The organism is Treponema vincentii (assembly GCF_010365865.1).
Taxonomy (GTDB): domain Bacteria; phylum Spirochaetota; class Spirochaetia; order Treponematales; family Treponemataceae; genus Treponema.
In genome coordinates, this window is sequence record NZ_CP048020.1 from 2,660,166 (window position 1) to 2,685,559 (window position 25,394).

The window sequence follows — 25,394 nt, forward strand, 5'->3', positions numbered from 1 at the left end:
CGCCTGCGGGTGTTTTTTGTACGCTCCTAGCATCTGTACCGCCTATTTTCAAAAGCGCTGGCTATGCAGAACGGACACGGCTGTCCGGGGTTTTACACAGCAGCGAAAAAAAAGATGGTGGCAGTTCCGGTACACGGTTTCGCATAAGTGTTCTACCGAACACTGCCGGTATTTGCTTGCAGCCTGATAGGTATACGAAATATTCAACGGGGTGTTTACCTCTCGTCTAACCGGTTGAGGGGCGAGGTACGGGGCATCCGTCTCCAATAGTAGTTTATCGTCAGGCACCATGCGTACCAATTCCGCTATTGTGGAAGCTGTTTTCGCATTGTCAGTGTATGTGATGGTACCCGGAAATGAAAGATACCAGCCCCGTTCTAAAAAAGCCTCGGCTTCTTTCTTCCCGTACGAAAAACAATGAATAACGCCTCGGTGCCAGCCTACTTCGTCGATACAACGGAGCGTCGGTTCAAAGCCGTCGCGTGAATGAATAATCACAGCCAATCCGTACCGTTTGGCAAGAGCAAGCTGTTCTTTAAACAGCGTTTCTTCACCGGCGAGATCATCGGTTCCCGTACCCGTTGCTCCGGCATGGTTCCAATACCGGTCTATACCGCATTCTCCGACTGCCGTATACAGCTGCCCGCTTTTAAGAATCGCTTGAATATCGGCTTCAAGCCTTTGCAATGCCTCTGCCGGATGTTCAATAGCGGCACGCCCCGGCCACAATCCCGCAGAAAAATGGATAAAATCGGGTATAGAGCCGTCTTTGCCGCAAGCTTCCGCAACGGTGTTATACCGTGGCGTAAAATCTCCGGCATCGGTTCCGATATCCATTATAAAAGGATACCCTTCTTCCTGCATCGCTTTCAGTATCAGCGGAAAGTGTGCCGCTTTTTGAGAAATATGATGTAAATGACAATGAGAGTCTGTAAACAATCTTGACCGCCTCTATAAATTCCGGTATAGTATATCATCTTTGCCGGAGTGGTGGAATTGGTAGACACCAGGGACTTAAAATCCCTTGACTGGTAACGGTCGTACGAGTTCAAGTCTCGTCTCCGGCACTTCTTTTCATGGAAGTCCCGAGCAACCCCGCTTTTTAATATATTTTCTTATCTGTGCTTTATTCTATGTCTTGAACTATTATACGCGACTGCGTCTAATCTATTGTGAACTTATCGATGGTACGTTTCTGCATTCCATTAAAAATCTCTTCCGACTTTTGCACTTAATTTTTTTTCTTGTTTTCCGATATTGTCTGTATGAAGCTATGGGAGGATCTTATGAGAAAATACCATGTACTGTCAGCTCTAGTGGGGGCATTGTTGTTATTACCCCTTGGAGCGGAAGAATTACTCACAGCAGAAACTTATGCATCTTATTACGGAGAGGCTTTTAACGGCCGGCCGACGTCAAGCGGCGAAATTTTCGATATGAATGCCTATACGGCAGCCCACAAAACACTGCCGTTCGGAACTTTTCTTGAAGTAACCAATCTTGAAAACGGGAAAAAAGTGGTGGTACGCGTAAACGACCGCGGCCCATTTGTCCCAAACCGCGAGATAGATTTATCAAAAGCTGCAGCTAAATCCTTGGGGATGATTAGCCGCGGTATCACACGAGTTTCGATTAAAAGGGTTGATTCGCTTGATCATGCAGCACTCGTTGCAACAACTGATGTTTACAGCGACACAACGACGGAATCCGCACCGAAAGGAGCTCATCCCGTTACCGATTCCCAGCCTGAAGCGGTGCCTGTTCAGAAGGAGGCGGTGTCCGATATACCTGCTAAAGGTTCCGACACAGCGGCAGAAACGGCGCCGTCTAAAGTAACACAAGCTCAAGCATCACAGCCTAACACAACACAAAGACAACCGTCATCTGTAGATCAACAAACAGCAAAGCCTGATACCGTTAAAGGTGTTGCAAACCGTTCAGCTTCCGCACAACCGGCACAAACTCCGGCTCCGGTTTATTCACAAGGTACTTCAGGCGTGTTGTGGAGAATTCAGCTGGGCGCTTTTGCACGGGAAGAAAATGCACTGCGGCTTGTTGTCCAACTGAGAAAAGCAGGGTTCGACCCTGCGTATGAGCGTACTGAAAAATCGGTACGGGTTGTCCTTCCGGGTATACAACCAGACGATCTTGAAAAAGTAAAAGAGGCGCTGGCGAATCATTCTTTCACCGATTACGTAATCAGACAGGAAAGCTGGTAAGCCGATTTTTTTATCAAAGTAAACGTATCAGACAAATCGACAACTCCACGACGCAAGGTGCCGGGGTTGTCGATTGTTATGTGCTATAGCGACCATTAGTGATGAGTGTTGCATCATTTCTTCTTGCTAATACGGCATAGTACATATCAATTCCCGCCAAAAAGCGCTTGAAACGGCTATATAGGTCAGTACAATTTCTATTCGTTGTTTCCTCTTTACTCATCTTCTTCAGCGCTCATTGCTGGAGTTGATTCGCCTAACCACTCACCGCCGGCTTGCTCCGGCAGCGTTTGTACCGGTATGTCGTTACTCATCACATACAACAATATCAGAACCCGCCTGCGTAGCCGGTGTCACGTATCATTTTTTTCGATTTTAATGAAAGTTTTTTGCAGCCTTCAAACACGGAATCATCGTCATATCGAATTTTATGCGAAGGCATTGTAACGGTTGTCAAGTTTTCGCAGTTCTTAAAAGCGCCGGTTCCGATGGATTTTACGGAGTTCGGAATTTCAAGCGTTTCTATCTTCGATTTAGTAAACGCACCCGATTCAATCGTTTCCAATCCTTCCCATAAGGCTACCGACGATACATTGATGCCAGCAAAACACATAAAAAGGGATGGTCGTTTGAGTATTCGGCCATCGTATCGCTTCAAGTGCATTGCAATTTCCTAAGAAGCACATAAGATAGCTGCAATAGCGCGGAAAAAAGATTTTTTTTACCGTATCGGCAAAGGATGTATCTATATAGGTGATCGTGTCGGGAAAGATAACCGACGTAATCGGCGTTTTGACATTTTCGTTATCAAATCCGCATCCAACCGAAACAACGGGAAAATCCTCAATGCTGTCGGGGATGACGATATCACCGCCTTTTCCGACGTACTTTAGGATAACTACTCCCGTACCGTCTCCATTTAAGTCGTACTCAAAGTCCGAAACGGGAGAGACGCTCTGCGCCAATACCGGTATCAAACCGGTACCGCTGATCAAAACAGCAAGCAGTACCGCCATAGAAAAAGGTTTTTTGTTCATTTTTATAGCTCCTTATACAGTAGGTAATGATTCCGGTAAATCGCTATTACAGTACCGGCATTTAACGGCGGCTTTTTTTATATCTTCTCCGCAGTACGGGCAGGTTTTGTATTCATCAGGATGCGTATGTGCATTGTGTTCGGTATTTTCCGCTGCGGGTTGTGTAGGATGCGGCTCGGATAGGTTGCTGTTGCAGTAGCGGCACACGACGGCAATCTTTTTTATTTGTTCGCCACAGTAAGGGCAGATTTTTACATCGTTGTTCGGAGCGTTTTGAGTACCATCCGCTTGAGTTTGCGCGGCTTGTTTTGCCTGCTTCTCTTTTTGAATTGCTTTGTATCGCCATACGGCGCCGTCGGGGTTATCCGCCTGTAAAGAACATTTAGACACATATCCCGACTTTATCAGTTTCTCTTTAAGCCAGTCGTTGCCTTTTATGCCGTAATAAACCGACACACCGAGTAATCCCAGAGCCCTTCCCCAATTAGTTCCCACAACCCCTAACAAAGAAAGTATGGTGAGTGCTATTCCCGTTACGGCTTGCGGAGTTAAATCGTGATACAGTGCCCAAAAACCGTCTAACCAAAATGCCGGATGCGACCAGCCTTTTTTTACCGCCTTAATGTCTCCCGAAGGATGTTCATAAATGACAAATTCTTTCATCGGTATCTCCCGTTTAAAAATAAGCAAGACGACTTATCCGCCTGCCTGATATTCCGTATTCTCTACACATCCCGTTTACAGTACCGGCACTTAATGGCAATCTTTTTTATCTGCTCGCCGCAGTAGGGACAGGTTTTGTATTCGGCATCGGAGATTCCGCTATTTATACCGGCTGCTGTATGTCCACTGCCCTGATCGGACTGTACAGATGATTCTTCCGCTGTACCGATACTTGGTTCTGCAGCTGTCGGGGCATTTTTAAATTCCATAATGGCAATGCCCGCAGTATTGGCTTGCATAATGCCTGCAAATTGGTACCCTTCTTTTAACAGTTTTGTTTTGATCCATGTATTGCCGGTGGCTCCGCAAAAAAAAGCTAAGCACATTGCTACCATGACTAAATACAGAATTGGCGGGTCGTTTACTAGCGCTATAATATATATTAACCACCACGACGAACCGATAAAACCCATTATTATGTATCGCCTAGGCAGCTGTTCACGCAGCGCCCAAAAGCCTCCAACCCAAAATGCCCGATGTGACCAGCCTTTTTTTACCGCCTTAATGTCTCCCGAATCGGGGTGGACATACATAAAAAAATCTTGCATCGTTATCTCCTTATAAATAGTTTTTGCATATTTTATCGCTAATAGGAATCATATCTTCGCCCCCTGTTATACTTGACTGCATCATCGTATTCGATAATGAAATATTTTCCGTATGAGCCGATATCAAAGCCGTTCTTAATAGCTGCAAGTGCTTGATAAGCATCACACTCTTTTTTTGAATCCGACACATAGTTATTATAACTGTTCGCGTGAAAATTATTTGAAAACAATCCGCTGAACGGAATATTGGTAACGGCGGTTCCTTTGGCTGCGTGGGCACGATATTCCGGCCGATAGGTTATAAGAAGGGTAAATCCGTATTCCTGCGTGTATACCAATCTGTCTTTTGCATACTTTCCATCGTAGTCTATACCGAAGTGTTTATATAAAAAGGCGGATATGATGCAACCGAATATTACAACGCCGAATGCCGTAATGCGCCTACGCCGCTTTCGCTCTTCCTGTTCGGCATTTTTAGCCTTGGTATATGCGTTGATTTTATCGGGTGGAATAAACCCCGGATGCGAAATATTCCGTATCTGAGCCGGCTGCGTGTTTTGTGTTGCATGTTGCGCAGTTGTCTGTGCCGCTGCACTTCGGTGTTCCGGTTGTACCGGTGTTTCATTTTGTACTTCAACTTTTTCTACCGCCTCTGCTGTTTTTACAGTTTCTGCCGCAGTTTCAATTGGTGCAGCCGATTCTTCCTTGGGTAAGTCGCTATTACAGTACCTGCACAGCATGGCAATCTTTTTTATCTGCTCACCGCAGTAGGGGCAGATTTTGTATTCGGCACTTTGTTCCATCATTGTATCTCCTCTGTTATAAATCGTATCAAATAGGATTACCGGACTCTTTGACTCGCAAAAATATGTATACGAGTTCGACGATTTTTATATAATGGTGTTTGATCTGCTATTTATACAGATAATAAATAGTTGTTTTATACTGCCGCCATTTTGCAAAATATTCATTTATCACAACATACTCATAATCGACGGTTGCAATGAGCGCCACGCTGACATCGCAGCCGCGCTGTGTCATTAAAGCCTTTACGGAAGATGCCAAATCGGTATTGGGGTTATACACTTCTATATTGTCAAAATCGATAACGTACCCGAGTTGCTCAACCCAGCGAGGGACAATATTGTTGTATATGTCGGAAGCATCTCCGTCATGATATGTTATCGTATCGTACAGCCAGTAATGCAATTTATATCCTTGCACAATCGCATAACCGTCTTGTTCGCAGTATGAATCGGCAAACGTGTCCGATAGCCATGAATCAGCCTTTGCACCGTAAAAACGCCGACCATTCAGAGTTACTACTTCGGTATATGCCCAGTCATACATCGGTGATGCTTCTTGCGCAAAGCATAACGCTGTAATTACAATAAACAGTGCAATCATTATTCGATTTTTCATCTTTAATCTTTCCTCATATAACTTGAATTAACTGTTATCTTATCCCCTGCATCATCTTCTATTTTGACACAGATTATAAAGCCTTCTCTTATACCGGAATCAGGGGCGGTCGTATCTATTAAAATACTGTACACTTCATTTTTGGCGAGATAATATTCCTTAAGCGCTTCGCTAAACAGCCATATTATTTCTTTGGACAATTTCCGAGTATTGTGAACGCTATATCCTAGCCCGCGTGCTCCAGCTTGTAGCATATCCACCGTGCTATCAAGTAAATTACCATCCGTATCATCTCCGATGAAAGTGATTGAAGCTTCTCCGGAATATCCTGTTTCGTCGTCGTAATAGTATTTCCAGTTTTTAGCATGCGCCGTTCCGATGAAAGCAAGCAGACACATGCATGCGATAATCTTTTTCATAGCAACGCCTCCTTTATAGTAAAATTATTTGCCTCCTATCTCCGCTTATTTTGTAATTCACGGATTTTTTCGTTTAGCCCTTTCTGACCGGGAATTCTGATAGTCGGGCCTATTTTTACTGCAAAATTCTTACTGGTGGGATGGAACATTGATGCCCTCAGAAAGTATGCAGAAGCACTGTCAACAGGTATTTCGGAAGAAGTAATGAATGACCCTATGCCGAATGTCCCTATAACGGAAATGCTTATTCCGACACTGCGGGTAAAATAATATTTAAGGTCCAAATCGATCGGTACGGTAAAAGAAATAAAAGATGACTTGCCGAATATACTGACAGAAAGACCAATGCCGCCGGCAGGTGTAAGATAAAAATCTTTTACATTAAAAGTATAACCGATAAGAAGATATCCAGACAAAACCGACGAAAATGCCGCATACGGTTCTCCCCATTGCTTATGAAAAGGTTTCTTTAATGTTTCAACTATTTTGCTGCCTAGCGCCAAATCGGCACCTACCATATATGACCAGCGGATAGGGGGCTGCGCGACCTGCAACCAGTCTATACCGAACGTAAATTGGTTAGTTTTTCGTGAAGCATTGAGGCTATAGTAAGAATAATTATACCCTATGGAAGGAGTAAGCAGAAGGACGCTGTTATTTGTTAATAAATCCGGTGCGGGATATTCTTTTCGCATTTCACGATTAGGAAGATGTCCGTTTTTCACAACATAGTTAAACAGTTTCATATTAGCTGGGCTGACAAAACGACCTGCTTCACCGTATGCATTCCATTCATCGATATCCATGATTATATTATCAGGATGCGTATTGATCTGTTTTATAAAAAGCCCATTTTTAGAAAGCTCCCAACCGTGCATTGCAACAACATATACGGTTCCTTCGCCACTTTGCGGTTCAACATCAACGGCATGGCCGCGGATATTCAGTTGATTATATGCATGGTGCAAGGTGGGATTACCGACGAGCTTGCAATCAATGCGATAATACTTGCACAGCGCATAAAAAAGGAGAGCATAATCCTGACAGTCCACGAATTTATCGTAGTTCATATTGTTGGCGGTTTTAACTGTACGGAAATACTGCGCTGCTTGCGGATTATTTGTACCGGAGGGATTAGTGTACTCGAGCACTTCGGCAATATACGGAAGAATCTTATCTTCTATAATATTATGCTCTTTTATTGCTTTCGGCGTATCAATAAGAAAAGCACCGCGCCTATCTACTGTCATACAGGATATTGCTAAAAGGCAGTATATTACTGCAAGCACTGCCATCATCATCCAGCGCTTTAGTGTTTTCATAACGTTCTTCCTTATAGTTGCTTACTACCTATTTCTTAACCTTCCCGTTCGGAAATTCGGTTAATCAACAATCCACATACGAACGGATACCGAGTCTTAACTAAAACCACCTAAATCCCGATAGAAAAAAAGTATTTCCTACCAGGATTAGTTCATTAAAGGAGACAAAGCTTCTCGCAGTATTTTTCAGCCGTTATTTTTTATACGACTAACAATAAACATTTATTTCTTAGCCGCTTGACCTTTTCCTCCAAGTCTAAACGAGGGGCCTACTTTTAAATTGAAGATATTGGCACTTCCGACCGGCAGGCCTAAAAAAACGGAAGGAATCTCGTTAATCGAAACACCGATACCGATCATATTCGTAAAAAAAAGTATTCAAAACCAACATGAAAAGCCAAGCCTACCGTAATTGCTGTGGATACAGCTTTTGCCTCCGTAACTTCATAACCGAAGGTACCTACGGCAAGTCCGCCTGCTAAACGGAGATATGCATTGTCTTTTGCAAACTTAAACGTATATCCCGGCATTATCCGCGAATTCCATGCTAGCCCCTTACTCACGCTCAGACCTACAGAGTTACCATCAACCTTAGTTGTTACTTTTCCAAAATACTGAAAATCATTATCCATGCAAAGCGTAAAGCCCGAATCCGTCAGGTACGAAAAGTCAAAACCGACCCCAAAGGGAACCATAGACACAGAAGACTTTTCCCCTGTTGAGCCGGAATAATAGCTAAGTCCAAGTCCCGGCACCATAACAAATTCTGCAAACGCATGTGCAGAAACCAACGCAAGACAGAAAAGCATAATAGCAATTTTCTTCATTTAAAAAAAACTCCTTTTTGGTATTAACCATACCGTAAAAAATTATAGACAACCTCTATTCCTATTTTAGAGGTTGTCATTGTAACTGCAAAAATATGTTACGTTTCGACGTAAAATACCCTAGGCCTTTTTAAATTTAAATATGAGAGTATCCATTACATCATCCGATAGTGTAAGGATATTCCCTTCAATCTTGTATTTAAATTTTCTGTTGAAAGGCGTCCCCACGCCTTGAAACCTGGTCAATTTTATTATATCACCGTTTATTGTGTATTTACCGCTGTCCGATGTTTTGATTCCGTATGCAGTAACTGTGACTGTGGCATCCCCACCATTAAGCAGTAAGGTCATGTTACCGGTAGCATCCTCCTCCCACGTAATACCCTCGATACTTGATGCAGTATTTCCGCCTCCGGAGCCTCCGCTACCCCCTCCGGGAATAGCACCGCCTCCGGAGCCTCCGCTACCCCCTCCGGGAATAGCACCGCCTCCGGAACCTAAACCACCCCCTCCGGGAATGCCGCTCCCTCCGGCGGGAGCCCCCTGCCAGCACGCGGTAACCACGAATGCTGTACCGATAAGAGCCGCAAACAGCGCGGCTGTTAAACTAGGTTTTTTGCTTTTCATATAAAGCTCCTTTCAAAATACTTTCTTCCATATTACCTCAAAGTCAAGAGGAAAATTCAAGATAGGCAGGGCAAATATAACGGAAATACTTAAAGCAGACGTATTCTTTCTATATGAAATTTCGGAGGTGTAAGGGGAGCAGCAGTAAAGTTAGCGAGAAAGTTCGATTTCTTGACAATTATTACGTGTATTATTATATTTTATACGTAGGAGAAGGCTATGCAAAAAAAGCTGACACTTAATATCGATGATGAACTCATTAACTTCGCCCATACGTATTCCCGTCAAAACGGTTTATCCATTTCAAAGTTATTTGAACAATATTTAAGCAAATTAAAAACAAATAATCAAACACAGCCGCTCCAGTCAAAGGTGCAGGCTTTATACGGAATCTTTCATAACTCACCCATTCCGGATAAAAACGAATTAAGGCAAATATTCAATGAAAAAAGTACTCATTGATTTAAATATCATTCTTGATTTTTTAAACAAACGAAATTTTCATCAAGAAGCTGCGCGACTCATTAATATGTGCGCTGAAAGTGTATTAACGGGCTACATTTGTGCACATGAAGTTACAACATTATCATATTTCTTATTCAAAGAACAAAAAGATAAAAATAAAGTAGTAACTACTATTTCAACATTGTTTGATATTTTTCAGATTATTCCAATTGATGAAACAATACTGAAAGCTTCATTACTATCACCAATAACGGATTATCAAGACGCAGTAATCGAAGTCAGTGCCGTTAAATTCAATATTGATTATATACTTTCTCGTAATATCTCCAATTTTAAATTATCACGCATTCCGACATGCACACCTGAACAATTTTTTTTATTCGTACGGAGGGTTTAATACCCCGACGCTTGCGTCGTAACAAAGGGTATTAAAGCCGACTGCAACCACCTTATGAGAACAACAACCCCGACGCTTGCGTCGGGGTTGTTGATTGTGATGGGGAATGGATATGCCGGCATCGTCTATTTCCGAAATGCAACTTCCAAGTGCCTTTTTCCTTTTACACAATCCTTTAGATAATAATTAATTATATTCTGATACGGCATACCTGTTTCCTCTGCCATATTTTTAAAATAATTAATTACTTCGTCATCAAGACGGATGGTAATCTGTTTCTTTAATTTATCTGCATAGGGATTTTTGATTCCGTTTGAAAAATCATAATCGTCTCTCATATTAATTACCTCCGTATTGTTTTGATTCCTGCAAATTTGCTTTTACCGGATCCCATTCAAAAATTATTGAATCCATAATTATATTATAATTCCCCCTTTGCTTTCGTCAATATAAAAAGAGCTGTTCCATGATCTGCCGATTATCGATGTAATACCGTATGATAACTTCGGTAAAGGAAACTTGAAGCTACGGAAACAAAATTATCAAACTGCCGGACATCTTGTTTTTGCGCTGATGAGACTGTTTGTTCGCAATTAATTCTTAATTCTGCACCAAGGGAAAATGCTAAAAGATAGGCAAAAACGCTCATTTTGGGGCGTTTTTAGTACATATTTTTAACTTGTTATCTTACACTTTGTCTTACAAAAACATTGTGCTCTCTAACTGTCCTCATACTAAGCTATGCACGCGCTCTTGTCAAGTGTATTTTTATGTTTTTGGTATCTTTTTTGATGATTTTTATCGGTTTTTAGGCCTTTTTAGATGCTTTTTGCAAATTATTTGCATATATCTTACCTGTCAGGCGCATCCGGTGCCGTTCAATAGGGGAGAAACTTTGTATGTGTTAAGTCGTTCTATAGCAGTTTACGCTACAAGACGCTCAATATCGGCGACCGCTTGATACTTGAGTTTATCCATATCAGGGGTGTAGTGGTCGGTGTAACGGTGTACTTCTACTATGCTGTCATGCCGCGTCAGAAACCGGAGCTGCTCTTCCGAATATCCGGCCATGCGTAAAAAAGTCGCAAATGTATGCCGGTAACTGTGAATGGTTAACTTCGTTTTTTTTATACCGAGCTTAATCATCGTCTTGTTAAAATTCTTGTTGATACTTTCGTAACAGAGCGGGATATGGGCACTTTTTGCGGAGCTAAAAACAAACGCTGTCGGCATGTCTTTAAATGGGCTTTTTTCAATGTGCGCTAATAGCTTGGCAGCAAGATCCGCAGCGATTGGTACAATATCTCTTCGTTCCGTTTTCGTACTTTTAATTCGTTTCCCTGCTCTGCAATAGTTTTTATCAATCTTAAGTACATAGCCTTGCTCTGTTTTAGTAACATCCTGCATCTGGAGAGCTTGCAACTCCCCGATACGGCAGCCGGTTTTAAAAAGCAGTTCATTGATCAGTCTGTAAGTTTCAGAATGGAAAGGGTTGTCATTGGCATTAAAAAGCCGCTGTATCTCTTCTTTTGTGAAGATAGCTTTTTCTGCTTCTTTCTTGGCTTTCTTCCGTGTATTTTTTGAAACAGGGGTTATCTGCTGCGCAACGTCACGGGCAAGCAGATTGTTTCGATAGGCAAAATGCAGGGGTTGAATAAAAATATAGCTGATATTTTTCATGGTTTGCTCTTTGAGCTTACCGGCATTTCTAATCGCGCCGAGCGCAATGTCAATCTTTGCGCCGGTAATTTCAGTAAGCGGGCAAGAAGGAATATATGCGGCGTATTTTTTTAATACGCCGGTTGACTGGCGGAAGCGTTCGGGGTTCGGCGGGGTTTCGCCTTTGTTGATGCGCTCTTTTATATCAGGGCTTTCGTCATAGTTCCAATACAGCAAGAGATAGTCATAAAAGGTGAGGGTTGAAAGCCGATCTAATAACGGCTTAACCTCTTCCGGCGCATCTTCGTACTCTGCTGCTGATACGGAATATGGCCGCTGTGTGTTTTTACTACATTGGGTACCCTGCAACGCTTGAGCGATAGCATCTTGACAGGCTGACTGTACCAGTGTGGCTATGTCAGGATTAGGCGGCCGTTTTTCATGGGAAAGGGTTATCATTGAAACATTCTTAACCCATTCGGTGTATTCGGTTGCAATGCCGCTATCAAACTCCATCGCCCGCCGATAGGCTATAAGCGTCGCTTCGTTCAGGTCTTTTGTACCGGTGCTTTTGGCGGTACAATACCGCTTGTTGCTGTAGTCATACAGCTGCGTCTGATAAATACCGTTTCTTTTGTGCATACTCCACGGTTTACGCATAAGGGATACCTCCTAAAAGTAGACATCCCCTCCCAAACCGCATATCGGCATAAGGGGTGATATTCTTTATGGAACTATGGTATCTTTCACTTCTTTAACCGTTTTGAATGCGTTCCACATCCGCACCATCATGGTATTTTCTGCTAAATACTGTAAGCCCTGAAGCGTCAAGCTGATTTCCGATATGTCAATATCGATCTCGCCGTTTATATAATCATCAATTCTTACGCCGGTGATATAACCGGCATCGTTAAGCATTTTGATATAAGCGTTCCATCGATTTTCGGTAATTTTGAGCGCTTTGGGGCTAATTTCTTTTTCGGCGTCAAAATCTTCATAGTCAAGGCCTTTTTCAAGCCGGTTAAGAAGGGTATAAATTGTTTTAAATGCCTTTGTCATATTGGCATTGTAACACACAATCGTATTTTTTGCAGTGTTTTTCATAAAGACCTCCGCATAGTTATGTAAGTTCTTCGTCATACCCCTATAGTCAGGCTGGAGGCAAGAGAACCGGTGCTATAAGCGCAAAATAAGCCCTTGCGCTCCCGCCTTTCTCGCGCTATACTATCAAATGAGGTGCGTTGTATATCCCCTCTCTAAAAATTAGCATTATGACAAAAGAAGATACGTTGAAATTATTAGAAGACTTAAACAATAAAATCTCTCACATGACTGCTAAGGAAGTTCTGGCAAAAGCACAAGAAACTAATGCTTTGCAATATTTTTGCGATAATGATTCTTGCGAATGTATCGGCGAGGGCATACACTAAATAATACAAAGAGGTTGTTTATGGGACTATTCTTTAATTATAAAAAATACGCAGAAGCGCTCCCTATCGTTTTACCAAATATCGATCCTGATGATTACAGAAGATTATCAAAAAATCAGATTTTAGGAGCAATAAAACTCTATCTTATAAATAATATGAAGATTGTGCATGATTGCGCAGAAATCGTCAATAAAACTGAAAATATTGAAACATTCTTAAATCGCTATGATTTATTGCTAAAGGTGTTATATAATATTACTATAGTTGCTAAATGTCCTGTAAATTATCTAAGCGGTGATCTTCAAAAAGATTATGATAGGATTATAGAAAGAAGAAGTGCAACTGAAAAATCAGCATTAGATAGATATATAAACAAAGAGAAAGCAAGTGTCGAGTCTCTTGCTACAGAAAAAAGAAAAGCACAAAAACTTAGCCAATTATACGAAAAACTAACAATGCTCGCTCCCAATTTCACCCTAGAAAATCAAGAATATATAAAGTCTATGGCAAGCGAGATTAGTGAAGCAGTAATATCTGCTATATTAAAAAGTTTCGATTTAGATACATGGTTTTATTCAACATTTGATAAGGATGAGATTGAAATAATTTTAGAAACTTGCCCTTATTTTACGAACGAAATTACAGCTTTTAATTTCAACTCATCGGCTCTTTTACTTGCGTATTGTATACAATGTTTTACCAGCGAGCCTAATTATTCTATATGTAGAAAGTTTGCAAACAAGATAGATGATATCTTAAACATAAAGAAGCCTAAAGCTGAATCATTGCATTTCATTTATATGTTTCTTATTTCTTTTTTTTATAAATATCGAGAGCAAGACGATTGCCTAGATAAAGCAATAGAATATTGTAATAAACAAATAGCAATAGCCAAAAGAGCAAAAAAAGCGCTTGGAGATGTAGAACATCCGGGGTATAAACAGCTTGCTATTATCGAGAAAAAAATTAAAAATTGGTCTCGCGTTATCGAACTTTGCAATCAGGCGAAACAAGAAGGTTGGGCTGGCGATTGGGACAAACGCATCGCCGAAGCAGAAAAAAGCCTTGCAAAAAAAATAGACGCATAAGTTTTATCACGTTCACATATAAGGAGTTTGACCTATGAAAAAGATTGCTGTTTTATTGCTGCTGGTGTTAGCGCTGGCGGGGTGTGGGAAAAAAACAGCAACGTTTGTTGTTCATAATCACTCTGATTGGAGAGTAGTCGTATCTATCACAAATGTAAAAGAATTTGGTAAAAAAGTTGATAAATCGTTGTATACAATACTAAAACGTAACGATCCCTATAGTAGCTCTGCACATTCAAACAGAGTTGTTTTTGAAGTCTATGAGGGCAGTGTATGTGAATTGATTAGTGTAAACGGAGCTAAAATAAAAACACAGACAAGCAATATACTTGTTCTTGAGAATAGTCCGCCTATGAACGTGTTTGTCGTAAACGAAACAGGTAGAAATATACTTCTTAAAAATGATGCCTGTATAAGAAATAATTTAGAAGATTATTTTTATTGTGGAGATCGTGAAACAAGAGACCCTGTAACAAATAAGATCATAACGCTACCGCGGTATTATTATGTGCCTTTGTTCACCACTCAATCAATAACTACTCAAAATACAATCACAAATCCTGTTCCTATTCAGTTTTACGCTTGGCAATTATCGCAGATAACCGATATGTCCGATCAAAAAACGTCAGAAGCTATAAACCAACTTGCTACAGAAACTGTTAAAATAACTGATAATTGGAAACCGTTAAAAACCTATTGGAAAAAAACGGGTGATAAATTATATCTGTTTTTAACTAACTAATTTTTAAAAACTCCCCGTCTCTCCATACAATACCAGAGCCTTTCGGTTTTTGGTTTGGTATATTTTCAATAGTCATAACATAATTTGTCTGTTTCGCACCGATATAGGCGATGAAGTTTAGCATGTCATTTGTTTGCTGTGGAATATATACATCGTTTACATCTTTGCTCCAATAACCATTCTTTTTAAAATTCCAATATACAAGAACAGGTGCCACATCAGGCATATCAGGATAATTTTTATAATGTATTGTATGTATTTCGGCTGCATTGTCATAGAGAGTTAGGGTATATTTTACGGTTTTTAAATTTGCTTCTTCCCAAAAGGGAGAAGGTGCTAATCCTCTTGGATTAAAACATAAACACCACATTTTATTTTTTTCCGTCTTTGTTGTTTGTATTTTATTGAACGCCTTTCCGCCATAAGTACCAAGCACATTAAAAGTATTAAACCCGTTTCGTTCACAAAAAGATTTTACAGTTTCTGTTTCGCTGCAAAAGGGTCTGCCGGCACTCCAATAAGGCAGGTGTTTAAAAAATATATTATTACCCATCAATATACTGCCATCTGGTGCAATTCTGAATATTACATTGTTTTCGTTCTTTATCTTCAACCCATTATCTTTATCAAACCATGCTTCAAAATCCTGATCAGTTGTATCATCGCTATCGATGTGCAACTTTTGTACAATAAGATTTTCAATAAACGTCTTTTTTGCGGCTAATTCAAGGACGTTTATATAGTCTGCTTTAAGCTTCCCATTTACAAAAATATTATCGGACTTGAACTGTATCTGATCCGCCTCAAGGCTTATTTGACTTGCCAGCAAGGCGGCGCGGCGGGCGTCTTCCCAGAGCGGTTTTATCGCAGCTCCGGCATCCGGTTTAATACCGTAATAGTCGGTATCTTTTACCTTGGCGTATACGGCGTTGACTTTTTCTAGGGTGCTTGCTTTTATGAGTTTTTCGCGGGTTGCCTCGTCAATCATAACAGGGAGGTTGAGGGTTAATGCCATTTGTCCCGTTGCCCCGCCGCCTTTTACGAGGGCGTGGATTGCCCCTGCCTGCACGTTTAAAAGGGCGGTAAGCTCGCGGCGCATATCGTCGGCTTTTGCAAGGATTTCGTCTTTAGTAATACCGATAAAGGATTGTAAGCCCTCTTCCGTGTCCGATACCTTCAGTAGTATTTCGTCTTTGGTAATGCTCAATCCGTCTTTGGCGTTGCGGGCGTCCTCGTCCATCTTGTCAATTAAATTTTCAAGAGAGGTTCCATACCCGTTTAGTTGAAAGACATCGGAAAAAGTATCGCCGCGGGCTATTACATCAATCGCTGCTTGAGCGGCTTTTGCGGCCGCTTCAAGGGCTGCTTGCTTTACCGCCTGCTCGTTTACCTTTTTCAATTCGTCGCGGGTTACGTATCCTTTATCGGAAGGGTGCGGTTTAGGGTTTCCATCGGGGATATCGGTAATATTGCTTTTATACTCCGGCAGTTTCCCGTATTCGTAAAGAGCGGGGTTGTAGTCTTTTAAGGTTAAGCTATAGCCGTGGTCTGCCGGTTCTATGTTTACGATTTTCATCGTACGGGTAACCGCTTGAAAGCCGCCATCTGTATCGAGGATCCCAAAACTCAACACATCACCTGCGTGCGGAATACTATCGGCAGACTGCCGCACTTTTGAAACGACCTTGAGTGTGTCGGTTTTTCCGACGCCTGCAACTTCAACAGCACAAATACCATGCCCTTTGTTATCGATGCAATGAATAAGAACGCCGCACCGTTTCCCTTGCGGAAAATCGACGTATCCGTCAAGGGTGATTGTTTTTAATAAGCCGCCCCACCATTTAACCTCTTTAACGGTCGAATGAGAAAGACCGACGGGCAAGGCTCTATGCTGTACTTCAACGCGGCTAAAAAGCGGATAGTATGCGCCCTCTGCTCCAACCTTTACGACGACAGTACGGGGGTGCGCAGCCTCTTCCGCCATCTGCCGCCAGATGTATTTATACGCCATCTTATAATCGGTGATATACTTTAAAGCGGTTATGCTGATGGTGTCGGTTTCGGGGTTGTACTCTTTACCGCTTCGCATAAAAACGACGCTATCGGCGTCGTATCCTGCGTCGCGGTTTATGTAGGTAACTTTTTTACCGTCGGTTTTCCGTTTGAAGTCTTTGCTTGTCTGGATACTGATAATGTTTTCACTATTAAGAAGCGCAACCGAATAAGGCCGGCCGTTATCGATTGCCGCTTCAATCTTGCCGGTAAACTCGTTATAGACTAAGGCGGCGTTTCCGTTTTGGCAGAGGGTATCGATCGTGTTTTCCTTTTTCTCACCGCGGGTGATAACGCCATCGGCATAAAAACCTTCTTTTTCGCAATACTCATACCATGCGCCGAACGAAGCTAGATCAAGTTCCTCATCCTTGTACTGGCTCGGTTTATGGTGGGGGCTGGTAAGGATTTCAAGTACCCATGAAGCGAGGTTCCGTGTCGGCACTTTTGCATCGCTCCAGCGCTTTGCGTTTTTATCCCAGACGCGGACGAGGCCGGATTGAATAACGGAAAAGCTATCGAGCATATCGGCGGTGTTTTCATTCGCGACAACACGGATACCGATCCTTGTACACTTGTCGCGTTTATCGGCTTCTAACAGTTGAGCCGCGACTAATGCTGCTGCGCTTGACTTTTTCGCATCGTAGCAGGTGGTCTGCACGGCTAAAAGAATAACATTTTCTTGACTGTTACTCTTTGCCTTGGGGGTAACGCGCTTAACTCTTACGCTGATTTTCTTGCCATAACTTTGGGAAGCGGTAAAGGTTTGCGTTGCACAATAGCGCATCTGCTTTTTCGTGTTGTACTCGAATGTATTTGAGGCGGTGCCGTTCTGGATAAAGCCTGAATCAAAAGCGTTCCATGTCGGCTCCGCATCTTCGGGGTTGTTTGTCCATTCTGCCTGAAGTGTTACGCTTTGCGATTTCCACACATCCTCTTCAAACTTACGGAGGCCGTCAAAAAGAACAATAACCTCTACCGCCATAGGGTTTGATGCTAATTCCTGAACGACGCCCGCTTTCCATTCTTTTTCAATGCGCGCGTTCTCTTCCGCATCCTCCCCTGCGTGTTCGTGCGGTATCTGCTTATTTACGCTTACGCCGATAATCTTTTTATTAAAGGCATCGATGGCAAAATCTCCGGCTTGCCTAATTTCGATACGGTTGCGGCTATCATAATAGGTACCGGCATCAAAATGGAATACGCCGTTTTGCGGGGTTTCGGTGTCCCACGTTTTAACGGACGTGTTTTTCATTTGAAGCTTTTTAATAAGAATATCATTAAAGCCGCATTCTAAAACCAGATTTAAATACTGATCCTCTCCGCGCGCACCTTCAATAGTGTAATGCGGTGGGCATAAAAGGTAGGGAGTGAATAACGATTCGCCGATGGTGTACGGGAAATACTGACCGGTTGCGGCTCTATTTTGTGCGCCTTTAACAAAAGGGAGACGCTCTATAGCGTTCTTTGCTTTTGCATTTTTCTGTGCTTTCTGCAATGCCTCAAGCTGCTCCCGCTGCTGGTACAGTTTAACACCGACAGCGACACCGGCTGCAATACCGGCAACGGCAAGCACGACAGAAACTGCAATCAGAGCTGAAACGGGATCTTTGGGCAGTTTTCTGATAAAGATAATGTCATCATCCTGCGCTTCATAATCGCATGGAATCGCCTTGCCTGCTTTCAAAATTATCGCGTGTTCCCAATCGATATTGTTAAGCACATCTTTTAAAACGCCGCTTGCTTCATACGTTGTTACGTCCTGCCCGATGCTATTATAAACGTGTATCAATGCCATAAATGCCCCTTATTTTAAAAGTCCCGATACGATTAACCCGACAGCCGAGCCGCGTCATGTGAATAAATTCGGTTTCGTTTAAACAGACGCCGAGATGTAAATCTGTCCCCGATTCCGTGTGTGTTTCCATCTCTAAAAGCGCGCCCTCTTTTGGCGTGTCGATTTTATGCACGTTAAGCGTCGGCGCATAAAGATGGCTTAAATGTACGCTGTGATCTTCATAGTACACGTCGTCTAAGCGGTACCCCGCGCGGCGGGCGACTTCGATACAAAGACCGTAACAGTCATACCCTGATTTATCCCTCCCGTGGTCTTTATACGATGCGCCGATTAAATCGTTTACTTCTATCATACTGATATAGTCATTCTCTTACGCGTTTCCGCGGTTATTGTCGGCGTCAAATATAAACGGCGGGAAATTCATTTCAAGCCTATCATCATTGGCAAAGGAAATAACAACCTTCAAACCGTTGTCGGTGGTAACGGTACCGTATTGATGGTGAAAATAACGGATCGGCGTTATGTCCCCTGCGGCGTCAAGAACGCCGATAACATCAACGGTGAATAGCTCATCGCTTGCCTCTACCATATCGAGGGCGCACGTTTTAACGCCGGTAATTTCAAGGGTTCCGTTCTGGAGAACTCCGCCGACTGTTTTAGGGCGGGTATATTTAAAGGCGGAAGCTTCATACGTTACACCGTGATAGGTTACGTCTTCATTATTATTGATATAGTGCGCCGTCCCGACGTTCGGATGGTGGATTGTAATTAAATACGGCAGGGCATACGCACCGCCTTGCGACAGCGATTGAAAAAGTTCAGCCTTTGTCATACTTCTATCCATTCCATCGATATTGTTTTATACGCTTGCCCCTCAATCGTCGGTGGGCTATCCATCCGGTATACTGTTTGTACTCCCGATCCTTCGAGGTTCGGGGCGCTAAAGGGCTGCCCGTTACCGCCGAGGGTTTTGGTGTACCATTCGTCAAAAATTTGAGCCTGCGCGCGTGTTACGGAGCAGGATACGGCATACTTGCGCTTTACCACCGTATTTTTTTGCCATGCGACGACGCGCCCGGAATCATATTGCTGCTTTACGGCATTATCGACGTATCCGGTTTGAACGCCGTATAGTTTCGTAATGGAAAAGGGAAAGGTTATCATTGAATATTTACCCCCGCGTTTCGTCCTTGCATACCGGCAAAGCCTTTATCATACGTGCCGTCTGCAAAGCCTTTATTGATATGCTTATCGATAATTTCTATAAACACTTCGCCATTACGCTCTTGAGCATACGCGCTGACACGGTTTGACTGCGTATTGTTGACGGTGATAGGGAAAGAGGGCTTATATTGTGCATCTCCGTTCAGCATTGCCCATAATCGTTTCTGCTGCGGAAAGTTGGTAACTATCTCGCCTGAATCAAGATTTGCGTTGATATTATCTCCGTAATAGCTGGAGCCTCCCACTATACCGCCGTGTGCAAAATTCGGAGGTATCGGCTTACTTGCGACGATAGAAGCAATTTGTACCGCGCCGGCCGCTGCAACAATCGGAGCGGTGGCAAGCCCGATAGGAAAGCCGAGCGCAATGGTTTTACTTACCCCCTCGGCAATATTTGCGACGGCGGCAAGCATAGAAGCCGTCCATTGAAACATCTTAACTTTGTATTCTTCTTGCGCCGCTTTCTTTTTTATCTCTTTCATTTTCGCGGTGTACTCGGTTTCTGACATTTCGCCTTTTTCGTACTTTTCGTCGAGGGCGGCAAGTTCTAACTTTTGCTCATTCTGAATGGATTCAAGCATCAGCTTTGCGGCATCTTGCGCAACCTGTAGCGCCTGCTGCGTGTACTGATTGACTTGCTCCATAACGGTGCGGGCGCGCTCTATTTTTGCTTGCGCATATTTTTCGTCTATCTCGTCCTTGGCTTTTTCCTTTTCCTCTTTGCTTAAAACCTCGCTTGCATCGATTGCTTCTTTCAATTTTAGCCGCTGCTCTTGCTGTGCTTTATACTCATCAAACTCACTTTTTCTTATCCCAGCGATTGTCCGTATCTTTTCTTTTTCAAGGGCAATCTCTTTTTCTTTCAGCTGCTCTAATAGCTGTTCCTTCGTATATTTTGTATCGTTTCCTTCTTGCGCTTTTTCGATTGTTGCGTCATCTAAGCCCTTTATTTTATCTCGCAGGGTTTTATACTGCGCAAGCTGCTCGTCGAACCCCTCTAGCGGCGTCGGTGCTATTTTTATATCTTTGATGGTGTTCATTACCGCATGGGTTGTTTCAATCGCAGCCTTTAATTTTTCCTCTGCATCCGTTTGTGCATCAACAGCAGCCTTCGCCTTTTTTACCTGCTCTAATCGCTTTTGTGCAACAGGATAACCCTCTTTGATTTTCCCTTCCGTGTTCGTGAGTAAGTCGATATAAGATTTCAGATAGACATTGAAAAGGTCTTGCGCCTTGACGTTTTCACCCTTTGCCGCTGCTTCAAGCTCAAGGGCTTTAATGTTGTTTTCAAGCTGCTTATTGCTTGCCTCTGCGTAATCGTCGGCGGTCTTTTGTGCTTTCGCTTGATCTTCTGCTGTTTTTGCCGCGGCGTTTTCGGTCGCAATTCTATCTTTTTCGACTTTTTCTTTTTGTGCTAAAAGTGCCGTCGATTTTTCTAAAAGTTCTTGTTCTTTTTCTCCCAACTTCCCTGTAAGCTCTATTTTTAACTGTAGCTGCTCGATTATTTTTTCAAGCTCCTCAATAGAAGAATCTTCAAGCCTTTTTGTAGGCGTTGCTTTTTTATACCATTTTTCAACCGCTTTATATGCCGCCGCTCCGCTGTCAAGCGCATCATTGGGATCGGGTTTGTACATATCCCGCTTCCGTTGCTTTTCTGCTTCCTTTATAGGATCATAATCCATCCGCTCAAGCATATTATGCAAAAAAGCATCGTTATCAGTATTGATAAAGTCAAGCCGTTTTTTTAGCCATTTCATTGCGGCGGCGCCTTTTTCATAAAACCCTTTCCAGAAACGATCCCATAAATCAACGGCTGGAGCAATAAGGGCGCCGACCATCTCTTTAAAATCTCCCTTCGCCCCTTCTGCCTGTACCTTTACATCTGCAAGGTTTTCAGCTAATCCTTTATATTTTTCTGCAACGACTTTGACCGCCTCTCCGTTTTTTAACTGCTCTTCGGTAAGCCCTTTTAATCCGGTTATCTGCTTGCCCAAAAGCCCCGCCGATCCTGAATAGGTTGCGTTTAAGGTTTGAACCGCGCTTTGTATGTCCGTGCCGGTTCCTGCCGCGTAATCGGCGGCCGCTTTCATAATGTCGCGGATTTGCGATTCGGTACGCCCTGCGGCGGCAAGCTGCGCCATCAGTTTAATGCTTGCCTCGTCTCCGATTTCGCTCACCGATTGTAATTCACTTGCGAATGCTTTTAATCCTGCGACTGCTTGCCCGTCTAAATACGGGTTGTTCCGTGCTGCAACCTCAAGGGCTTTCTCTGCCTTTTCCTGTACCTTGTATGCGTCGGTACATTCCCGCATTACCTCGCCGATTTTCTTTGTTGCGGCGATTGCCCCGACGGCCGCGGCAACGTAGAGACCGTTAGAGGAGGCGGCGTTACTGATTTTATTAGCGAAACCGGAGGCGGTGCTTGACGCTTCCTGCATAACGGTATCAAGTTTTTTAAAGTTTCCCGCCGTTTTTTTTGTTGTCTTTTCCGCTTCTTTTTCAATCTTATTTATTTCTTGATTGATCTTTTTAACGCCTTTTTCAACACCTTCGGTAGTGAGCTTCCCATCAATCTCAACGCTTCCATCGGGCATTATTTTTTTCTCCTCTTTTTCTGCAAGCCGTTCAGCCTCGCTTCAAACTCGGCAAGGGCGGCATCTTCGGCATTATCCTTTACTTCAATTTCCCATGCGTCGTGGAGCTTTTGCATTGCGCGGGTGTATTCGTCCTTTTTACCGCTCGTGTTTTCCCAGAGCCTAAAACCGATAACATCATTTAACTTGGTGTCCCGTAAGCCTGCTAACAGTGCGCTAAACTGGTGCCAATGGAGAGGCTCGGTACTTAAATCAATATGATACTGCTGCATAAAGGCGGCATAAATTAAATCGGCGTCAAGGGTGTAGTCGAGTACCGGCGCGCCTGCATCCTCGCGCTTACTCTTGCGGGGTAAAGTGTGCGGCGGGTTCATAAAAGCAACAAGCGCCTTTACGCCCGCTATTTTATCGGGGGGTAACTCTTGAATAAACATAAAATCGCAGTCGTTCGGCTTCATGCCTTTCTCATTGAGCACCTGTTCCAAACGGATAAAATAGCGGAAATCGGTATGAATGCGGTAAAAGGCCCCCGAAACTTCTATCGCTTCGGGGAGCTTTGCTTTAGTTAAATCGATCACTGAACGCCCTTAACTTGCGGGGGTAAACGTATCGCCTGTCCACTCCCCCTTGATAAATTCGGGCTTGCCGCTTGCAAAGGAAAGAGCGCCGATAACGATTTTATTGAACGAAAGGTCAAAATTGATGCTTTCGTCTACCGTATCCATCTGGCTGATTTTTACCAAGGCGTCAACCTTCCATGCCTTGTAAACATCGTCGCTGCCGTTTTTCCCTTTCTCTTGGTAAAAAGCGACCATTACATCGCGGTGTGCATTTTCACCCGTCGGCAACTTAAAGAGCATACCGAAAAACTCTTCATAGTCATCGGAGTTTTTCCACATGGTGAGACTCTGTGCAAGGCTCGGCTGATATCCGGTGATCTCCTCTTCCGGTATATCACTTGAAATGTAATCGTAGGTTTTTACCTGCGGATTGGTCGAAAGGGTGAACGTTTTTGATTTTTCAATACGCCGCCAATCGGGTGCGCTGTCGGTTCCTACGTTGACAAACGGCACGACGTGCGTTTTACGTACTAGTTTCTTTTTTGCCATAGTCTTTCTCTTCCTCCTCTTTGGCATTATTCTTCCAGATAACTACAGGCAATCGCTGCGCTGTAGGTGGTAAAGTCTTTATCATCCTTGCCGATAAATTGCGGCAGGGTGAGCGCTTCGCATGTAATGTCTACATCTTCCCCTTCTATCTCCACTCCGTCTAAGGCGCTGGTAATGGTATAAGCATACTCGCGGGCTTTCTCGGCATCTTTACAGCGGATATAGTAGGTAAGGTTCCATCTTACGAAGCGTGAGCCGTCGGTATAGCGTTGCTGTGCTGCGGGGGCTGGATCGTGCCGGAGCGCTGCCCCGTCTTTGTCGGCGTAAGGAATAAGGTCGTTATAGACGGTAAAAGGAATGAGCCCTTTTTTTTCAACCCACTGATTAACCCGTTCAGCTATTTTTAAGCATTTCATTCACAAACCTCACCCATTTTGAATGCCATCGTGCCTTTGCCGCCTCGAACCATTTCGCGCACGCGTTCGGGTTGCGCTGCTTGCTGTGGTCGAATTTCTCCCCATAATACTGTGCCCGTGCATACGGTGTCTGCCAGATTAATAGCCCGCTTCCCATCGTTGTATTGATGATAGCCGACTTTTGCAGGACGCTTGTTTCAAGCGGGCAAAAGTAGTTACTGTCTTTGACAACAAGGTAATCAAGGTAGCCTTGCACACTTTCAATGCGTTGTACGACATTCGCTTTTATGATTTTGCCGTCTTGGTCAAGCCGCTTTACTTTAAATTCGATCGTCATACAAGCGACACTTCCCAATGATGCACCAGCGAACCGCTTCCAGCGGTGTAGCATGGAGTTACAGCGCGGACGGTGTATTGTTGTCCTTGCCAAAATACCGCGCTGTCGGTTTTGGGTATAAACCCGCGCGGGGCGCTGTTTTCCCCGTCGATAAAAAGAAGTAATTTATCATCCTTTTCTTTACCGACGGCTCCGCGCCTTACGCTGTATGCCGGCACTATCCGCACGTGTTCGAGTAAGATACTTTCCGCATACTCCGCGCCGCCGTCGCGGTTTAACCCGCTTACCTCTTTCACGGTGCAGGAATGGATTAAAAGGTGTCTACCGATCATCGCATTATCCCCTATCGCACTCCGCCGGTGATATGGCAAAAGAGTTTAAGCCATTCGTACTTTTTCGCCTCAAGGCTCTTTTTTGTGCCGCTCCACGAATAGCCGCCGATGCTTTCGCTCGTCGTTACGGTGTCATTGCCGCCCGCCTGATAATCTATTTCAATCATCATACAGATAGCCTTTACGATGCCGTCCGCTTCGCGCTCTACAATAAGACCGTCGTCATACAACCCTTTGACAAAGAGAACGTTTTTTAGGCGGTATGTGTTAAACTCCGCCGCTGATGGGATAACCGCTCGCCCTAATTCGTCCGAGTAAAAATCGTAGGTTACTTTATCAAAGGGAGTCATTGATTGCTTATTCCTTTTTCCCGCCCTTTTTGACGGGATCGTCTTTCGGTTCCGGCGGTGTCGGTGTTCCGGTTCCGTCGTCTTTTGGCTCCGGCGGTGTCGGCGGTTCCGGCGGTGTCGGTGTTCCGCCCTGCTTCGTTACCTTCTGCTTCGCGCCCTCTTCGGGGATATATCCTACTGTACGCATTCTTATTGCCTCCTTTTAAATCTTTTAATAGGGCGAATGAGCGGACGGTTTACCGCCCGCCTCTTTTCCA

General features: G+C 43.5%; 32 protein-coding genes and 1 tRNA gene. 7 read left to right on the forward strand and 26 right to left on the reverse strand.

All coding sequences use genetic code 11. The annotated features are described in order from the left end of the window. Positions 1 to 48 precede the first annotated feature (48 nt). Positions 49 to 939 carry a TatD family hydrolase gene (locus GWP43_RS12510; protein WP_162664425.1) on the reverse strand — a complete coding sequence of 297 codons (891 nt, stop codon included), beginning with the start codon at positions 937 to 939 and terminating at the stop codon, positions 49 to 51. A gap of 42 nt (positions 940 to 981) precedes the next feature. Here GWP43_RS12510 and GWP43_RS12515 point away from each other — a divergent pair. Continuing rightward, positions 982 to 1,067 (forward strand) — tRNA-Leu (locus GWP43_RS12515). Between the two features lie 219 nt (positions 1,068 to 1,286). After that, entirely contained in the window at positions 1,287 to 2,219 is a 933-nt protein-coding gene (locus GWP43_RS12520) for a septal ring lytic transglycosylase RlpA family protein (protein WP_162664426.1), read from the forward strand. A gap of 328 nt (positions 2,220 to 2,547) precedes the next feature. On the opposite strand, the gene GWP43_RS12525 is transcribed toward GWP43_RS12520, so the two are convergent. The 10 genes from GWP43_RS12525 to GWP43_RS12570 all read right to left on the reverse strand — a co-directional run bounded on the left by GWP43_RS12525 (position 2,548) and on the right by GWP43_RS12570 (position 9,144). Further along, positions 2,548 to 2,784: a leucine-rich repeat protein gene (locus GWP43_RS12525; protein ID WP_230977718.1), complete on the reverse strand. Its 237-nt coding sequence runs from the start codon at positions 2,782 to 2,784 to the stop codon at positions 2,548 to 2,550. Beyond that, entirely contained in the window at positions 2,771 to 3,256 is a 486-nt protein-coding gene (locus tag GWP43_RS12530; protein WP_162664428.1) for a leucine-rich repeat domain-containing protein, read from the reverse strand. Before GWP43_RS12530 ends, GWP43_RS12525 begins: the two co-directional genes overlap by 14 nt. A gap of 12 nt (positions 3,257 to 3,268) precedes the next feature. Continuing rightward, positions 3,269 to 3,919 carry a zinc ribbon domain-containing protein gene (locus tag GWP43_RS12535; RefSeq protein ID WP_162661910.1) on the reverse strand — a complete coding sequence of 217 codons (651 nt, stop codon included), beginning with the start codon at positions 3,917 to 3,919 and terminating at the stop codon, positions 3,269 to 3,271. Positions 3,920 to 3,981: 62 nt separating this feature from the next. Beyond that, positions 3,982 to 4,527, reverse strand: a complete 546-nt coding sequence (locus GWP43_RS12540) for a zinc ribbon domain-containing protein (RefSeq protein WP_162661911.1) — start codon at positions 4,525 to 4,527, stop codon at positions 3,982 to 3,984. Between the two features lie 38 nt (positions 4,528 to 4,565). Then, positions 4,566 to 5,333 carry a hypothetical protein gene (locus GWP43_RS14300; RefSeq protein ID WP_203232416.1) on the reverse strand — a complete coding sequence of 256 codons (768 nt, stop codon included), beginning with the start codon at positions 5,331 to 5,333 and terminating at the stop codon, positions 4,566 to 4,568. Between the two features lie 106 nt (positions 5,334 to 5,439). Continuing rightward, a complete protein-coding gene (locus tag GWP43_RS12550) occupies positions 5,440 to 5,949 on the reverse strand; it encodes a hypothetical protein (protein WP_162664429.1) in 510 nt (169 codons plus the stop codon). Between the two features lie 2 nt (positions 5,950 to 5,951). Further along, on the reverse strand, positions 5,952 to 6,368 hold the full coding sequence (locus tag GWP43_RS12555; protein WP_162664430.1) for a hypothetical protein: 417 nt from the start codon (positions 6,366 to 6,368) through the stop codon (positions 5,952 to 5,954). A gap of 35 nt (positions 6,369 to 6,403) precedes the next feature. Next, on the reverse strand, positions 6,404 to 7,690 hold the full coding sequence (locus GWP43_RS12560) for a DUF2715 domain-containing protein (protein ID WP_162664431.1): 1,287 nt from the start codon (positions 7,688 to 7,690) through the stop codon (positions 6,404 to 6,406). Between the two features lie 356 nt (positions 7,691 to 8,046). Then, positions 8,047 to 8,517 (reverse strand): DUF2715 domain-containing protein, encoded by a 471-nt coding sequence (locus GWP43_RS12565; protein WP_230977719.1) that lies wholly within the window; start codon positions 8,515 to 8,517, stop codon positions 8,047 to 8,049. 120 nt (positions 8,518 to 8,637) lie between these two features. Then, on the reverse strand, positions 8,638 to 9,144 hold the full coding sequence (locus GWP43_RS12570) for a hypothetical protein (RefSeq protein ID WP_162661912.1): 507 nt from the start codon (positions 9,142 to 9,144) through the stop codon (positions 8,638 to 8,640). A gap of 219 nt (positions 9,145 to 9,363) precedes the next feature. Between GWP43_RS12570 and GWP43_RS12575 the strand changes: the two genes are divergently transcribed. Further along, entirely contained in the window at positions 9,364 to 9,606 is a 243-nt protein-coding gene (locus GWP43_RS12575; protein WP_044014234.1) for a DUF6364 family protein, read from the forward strand. Beyond that, positions 9,587 to 10,006: a PIN domain-containing protein gene (locus tag GWP43_RS12580; RefSeq protein WP_162664432.1), complete on the forward strand. Its 420-nt coding sequence runs from the start codon at positions 9,587 to 9,589 to the stop codon at positions 10,004 to 10,006. The genes GWP43_RS12575 and GWP43_RS12580 overlap by 20 nt, the downstream gene beginning before the upstream one ends. Positions 10,007 to 10,131: 125 nt before the next feature. On the opposite strand, the gene GWP43_RS12585 is transcribed toward GWP43_RS12580, so the two are convergent. The 3 genes from GWP43_RS12585 to GWP43_RS12595 all read right to left on the reverse strand — a co-directional run bounded on the left by GWP43_RS12585 (position 10,132) and on the right by GWP43_RS12595 (position 12,769). After that, complete coding sequence (locus tag GWP43_RS12585; protein WP_162664433.1) at positions 10,132 to 10,344, reverse strand: BrnA antitoxin family protein; 213 nt, start codon at positions 10,342 to 10,344, stop codon at positions 10,132 to 10,134. Between the two features lie 586 nt (positions 10,345 to 10,930). Further along, entirely contained in the window at positions 10,931 to 12,325 is a 1,395-nt protein-coding gene (locus tag GWP43_RS12590; protein WP_162664434.1) for a tyrosine-type recombinase/integrase, read from the reverse strand. Between the two features lie 66 nt (positions 12,326 to 12,391). Further along, positions 12,392 to 12,769, reverse strand: coding sequence for a YjcQ family protein (locus GWP43_RS12595; protein WP_162664435.1), 378 nt, complete (start codon positions 12,767 to 12,769; stop codon positions 12,392 to 12,394). A 167-nt stretch (positions 12,770 to 12,936) separates the two neighbouring features. On the opposite strand from GWP43_RS12595, the gene GWP43_RS12600 reads away from it, so the two are divergent. The 3 genes from GWP43_RS12600 to GWP43_RS12610 are packed head-to-tail and all read left to right on the forward strand — an operon-like array spanning position 12,937 to position 14,925. Continuing rightward, positions 12,937 to 13,095 carry a hypothetical protein gene (locus GWP43_RS12600; RefSeq protein ID WP_162664436.1) on the forward strand — a complete coding sequence of 53 codons (159 nt, stop codon included), beginning with the start codon at positions 12,937 to 12,939 and terminating at the stop codon, positions 13,093 to 13,095. 20 nt (positions 13,096 to 13,115) lie between these two features. Continuing rightward, positions 13,116 to 14,183, forward strand: a complete 1,068-nt coding sequence (locus tag GWP43_RS12605) for a hypothetical protein (protein ID WP_162664437.1) — start codon at positions 13,116 to 13,118, stop codon at positions 14,181 to 14,183. Between the two features lie 34 nt (positions 14,184 to 14,217). After that, positions 14,218 to 14,925, forward strand: a complete 708-nt coding sequence (locus GWP43_RS12610; protein WP_162664438.1) for a hypothetical protein — start codon at positions 14,218 to 14,220, stop codon at positions 14,923 to 14,925. On the opposite strand, the gene GWP43_RS12615 is transcribed toward GWP43_RS12610, so the two are convergent. The 12 genes from GWP43_RS12615 to GWP43_RS12670 are packed head-to-tail and all read right to left on the reverse strand — an operon-like array spanning position 14,918 to position 25,324. Then, positions 14,918 to 18,775: a phage tail protein gene (locus GWP43_RS12615; RefSeq protein WP_162664439.1), complete on the reverse strand. Its 3,858-nt coding sequence runs from the start codon at positions 18,773 to 18,775 to the stop codon at positions 14,918 to 14,920. The genes GWP43_RS12610 and GWP43_RS12615 overlap by 8 nt on opposite strands. Further along, the gene (locus GWP43_RS12620; RefSeq protein WP_162664440.1) at positions 18,753 to 19,127 is read right to left on the reverse strand and encodes an NlpC/P60 family protein; all 375 of its coding nucleotides are present in this window, start codon (positions 19,125 to 19,127) and stop codon (positions 18,753 to 18,755) included. The genes GWP43_RS12615 and GWP43_RS12620 overlap by 23 nt, the downstream gene beginning before the upstream one ends. Positions 19,128 to 19,145: 18 nt before the next feature. Beyond that, entirely contained in the window at positions 19,146 to 19,607 is a 462-nt protein-coding gene (locus GWP43_RS12625) for a hypothetical protein (protein WP_162664441.1), read from the reverse strand. Continuing rightward, on the reverse strand, positions 19,604 to 19,939 hold the full coding sequence (locus GWP43_RS12630) for a hypothetical protein (protein ID WP_162664442.1): 336 nt from the start codon (positions 19,937 to 19,939) through the stop codon (positions 19,604 to 19,606). Before GWP43_RS12630 ends, GWP43_RS12625 begins: the two co-directional genes overlap by 4 nt. Next, positions 19,936 to 22,593 (reverse strand): hypothetical protein, encoded by a 2,658-nt coding sequence (locus tag GWP43_RS12635; protein ID WP_162664443.1) that lies wholly within the window; start codon positions 22,591 to 22,593, stop codon positions 19,936 to 19,938. The genes GWP43_RS12630 and GWP43_RS12635 overlap by 4 nt, the downstream gene beginning before the upstream one ends. Beyond that, complete coding sequence (locus GWP43_RS12640; protein ID WP_162664444.1) at positions 22,593 to 23,171, reverse strand: Gp15 family bacteriophage protein; 579 nt, start codon at positions 23,169 to 23,171, stop codon at positions 22,593 to 22,595. Before GWP43_RS12640 ends, GWP43_RS12635 begins: the two co-directional genes overlap by 1 nt. Before the next feature lie 9 nt (positions 23,172 to 23,180). Beyond that, positions 23,181 to 23,702 carry a hypothetical protein gene (locus GWP43_RS12645; RefSeq protein WP_162664445.1) on the reverse strand — a complete coding sequence of 174 codons (522 nt, stop codon included), beginning with the start codon at positions 23,700 to 23,702 and terminating at the stop codon, positions 23,181 to 23,183. Between the two features lie 26 nt (positions 23,703 to 23,728). After that, positions 23,729 to 24,118: a phage tail terminator protein gene (locus GWP43_RS12650; protein ID WP_162664446.1), complete on the reverse strand. Its 390-nt coding sequence runs from the start codon at positions 24,116 to 24,118 to the stop codon at positions 23,729 to 23,731. Next, a complete protein-coding gene (locus GWP43_RS12655) occupies positions 24,096 to 24,455 on the reverse strand; it encodes a minor capsid protein (RefSeq protein ID WP_162664447.1) in 360 nt (119 codons plus the stop codon). Before GWP43_RS12655 ends, GWP43_RS12650 begins: the two co-directional genes overlap by 23 nt. After that, positions 24,452 to 24,787 carry a putative minor capsid protein gene (locus GWP43_RS12660; RefSeq protein ID WP_162664448.1) on the reverse strand — a complete coding sequence of 112 codons (336 nt, stop codon included), beginning with the start codon at positions 24,785 to 24,787 and terminating at the stop codon, positions 24,452 to 24,454. The genes GWP43_RS12655 and GWP43_RS12660 overlap by 4 nt, the downstream gene beginning before the upstream one ends. Before the next feature lie 11 nt (positions 24,788 to 24,798). After that, positions 24,799 to 25,137 carry a hypothetical protein gene (locus GWP43_RS12665; RefSeq protein ID WP_162664449.1) on the reverse strand — a complete coding sequence of 113 codons (339 nt, stop codon included), beginning with the start codon at positions 25,135 to 25,137 and terminating at the stop codon, positions 24,799 to 24,801. 7 nt (positions 25,138 to 25,144) lie between these two features. Next, entirely contained in the window at positions 25,145 to 25,324 is a 180-nt protein-coding gene (locus tag GWP43_RS12670) for a hypothetical protein (protein ID WP_162664450.1), read from the reverse strand. Between the last annotated feature and the right edge of the window lie 70 nt (positions 25,325 to 25,394).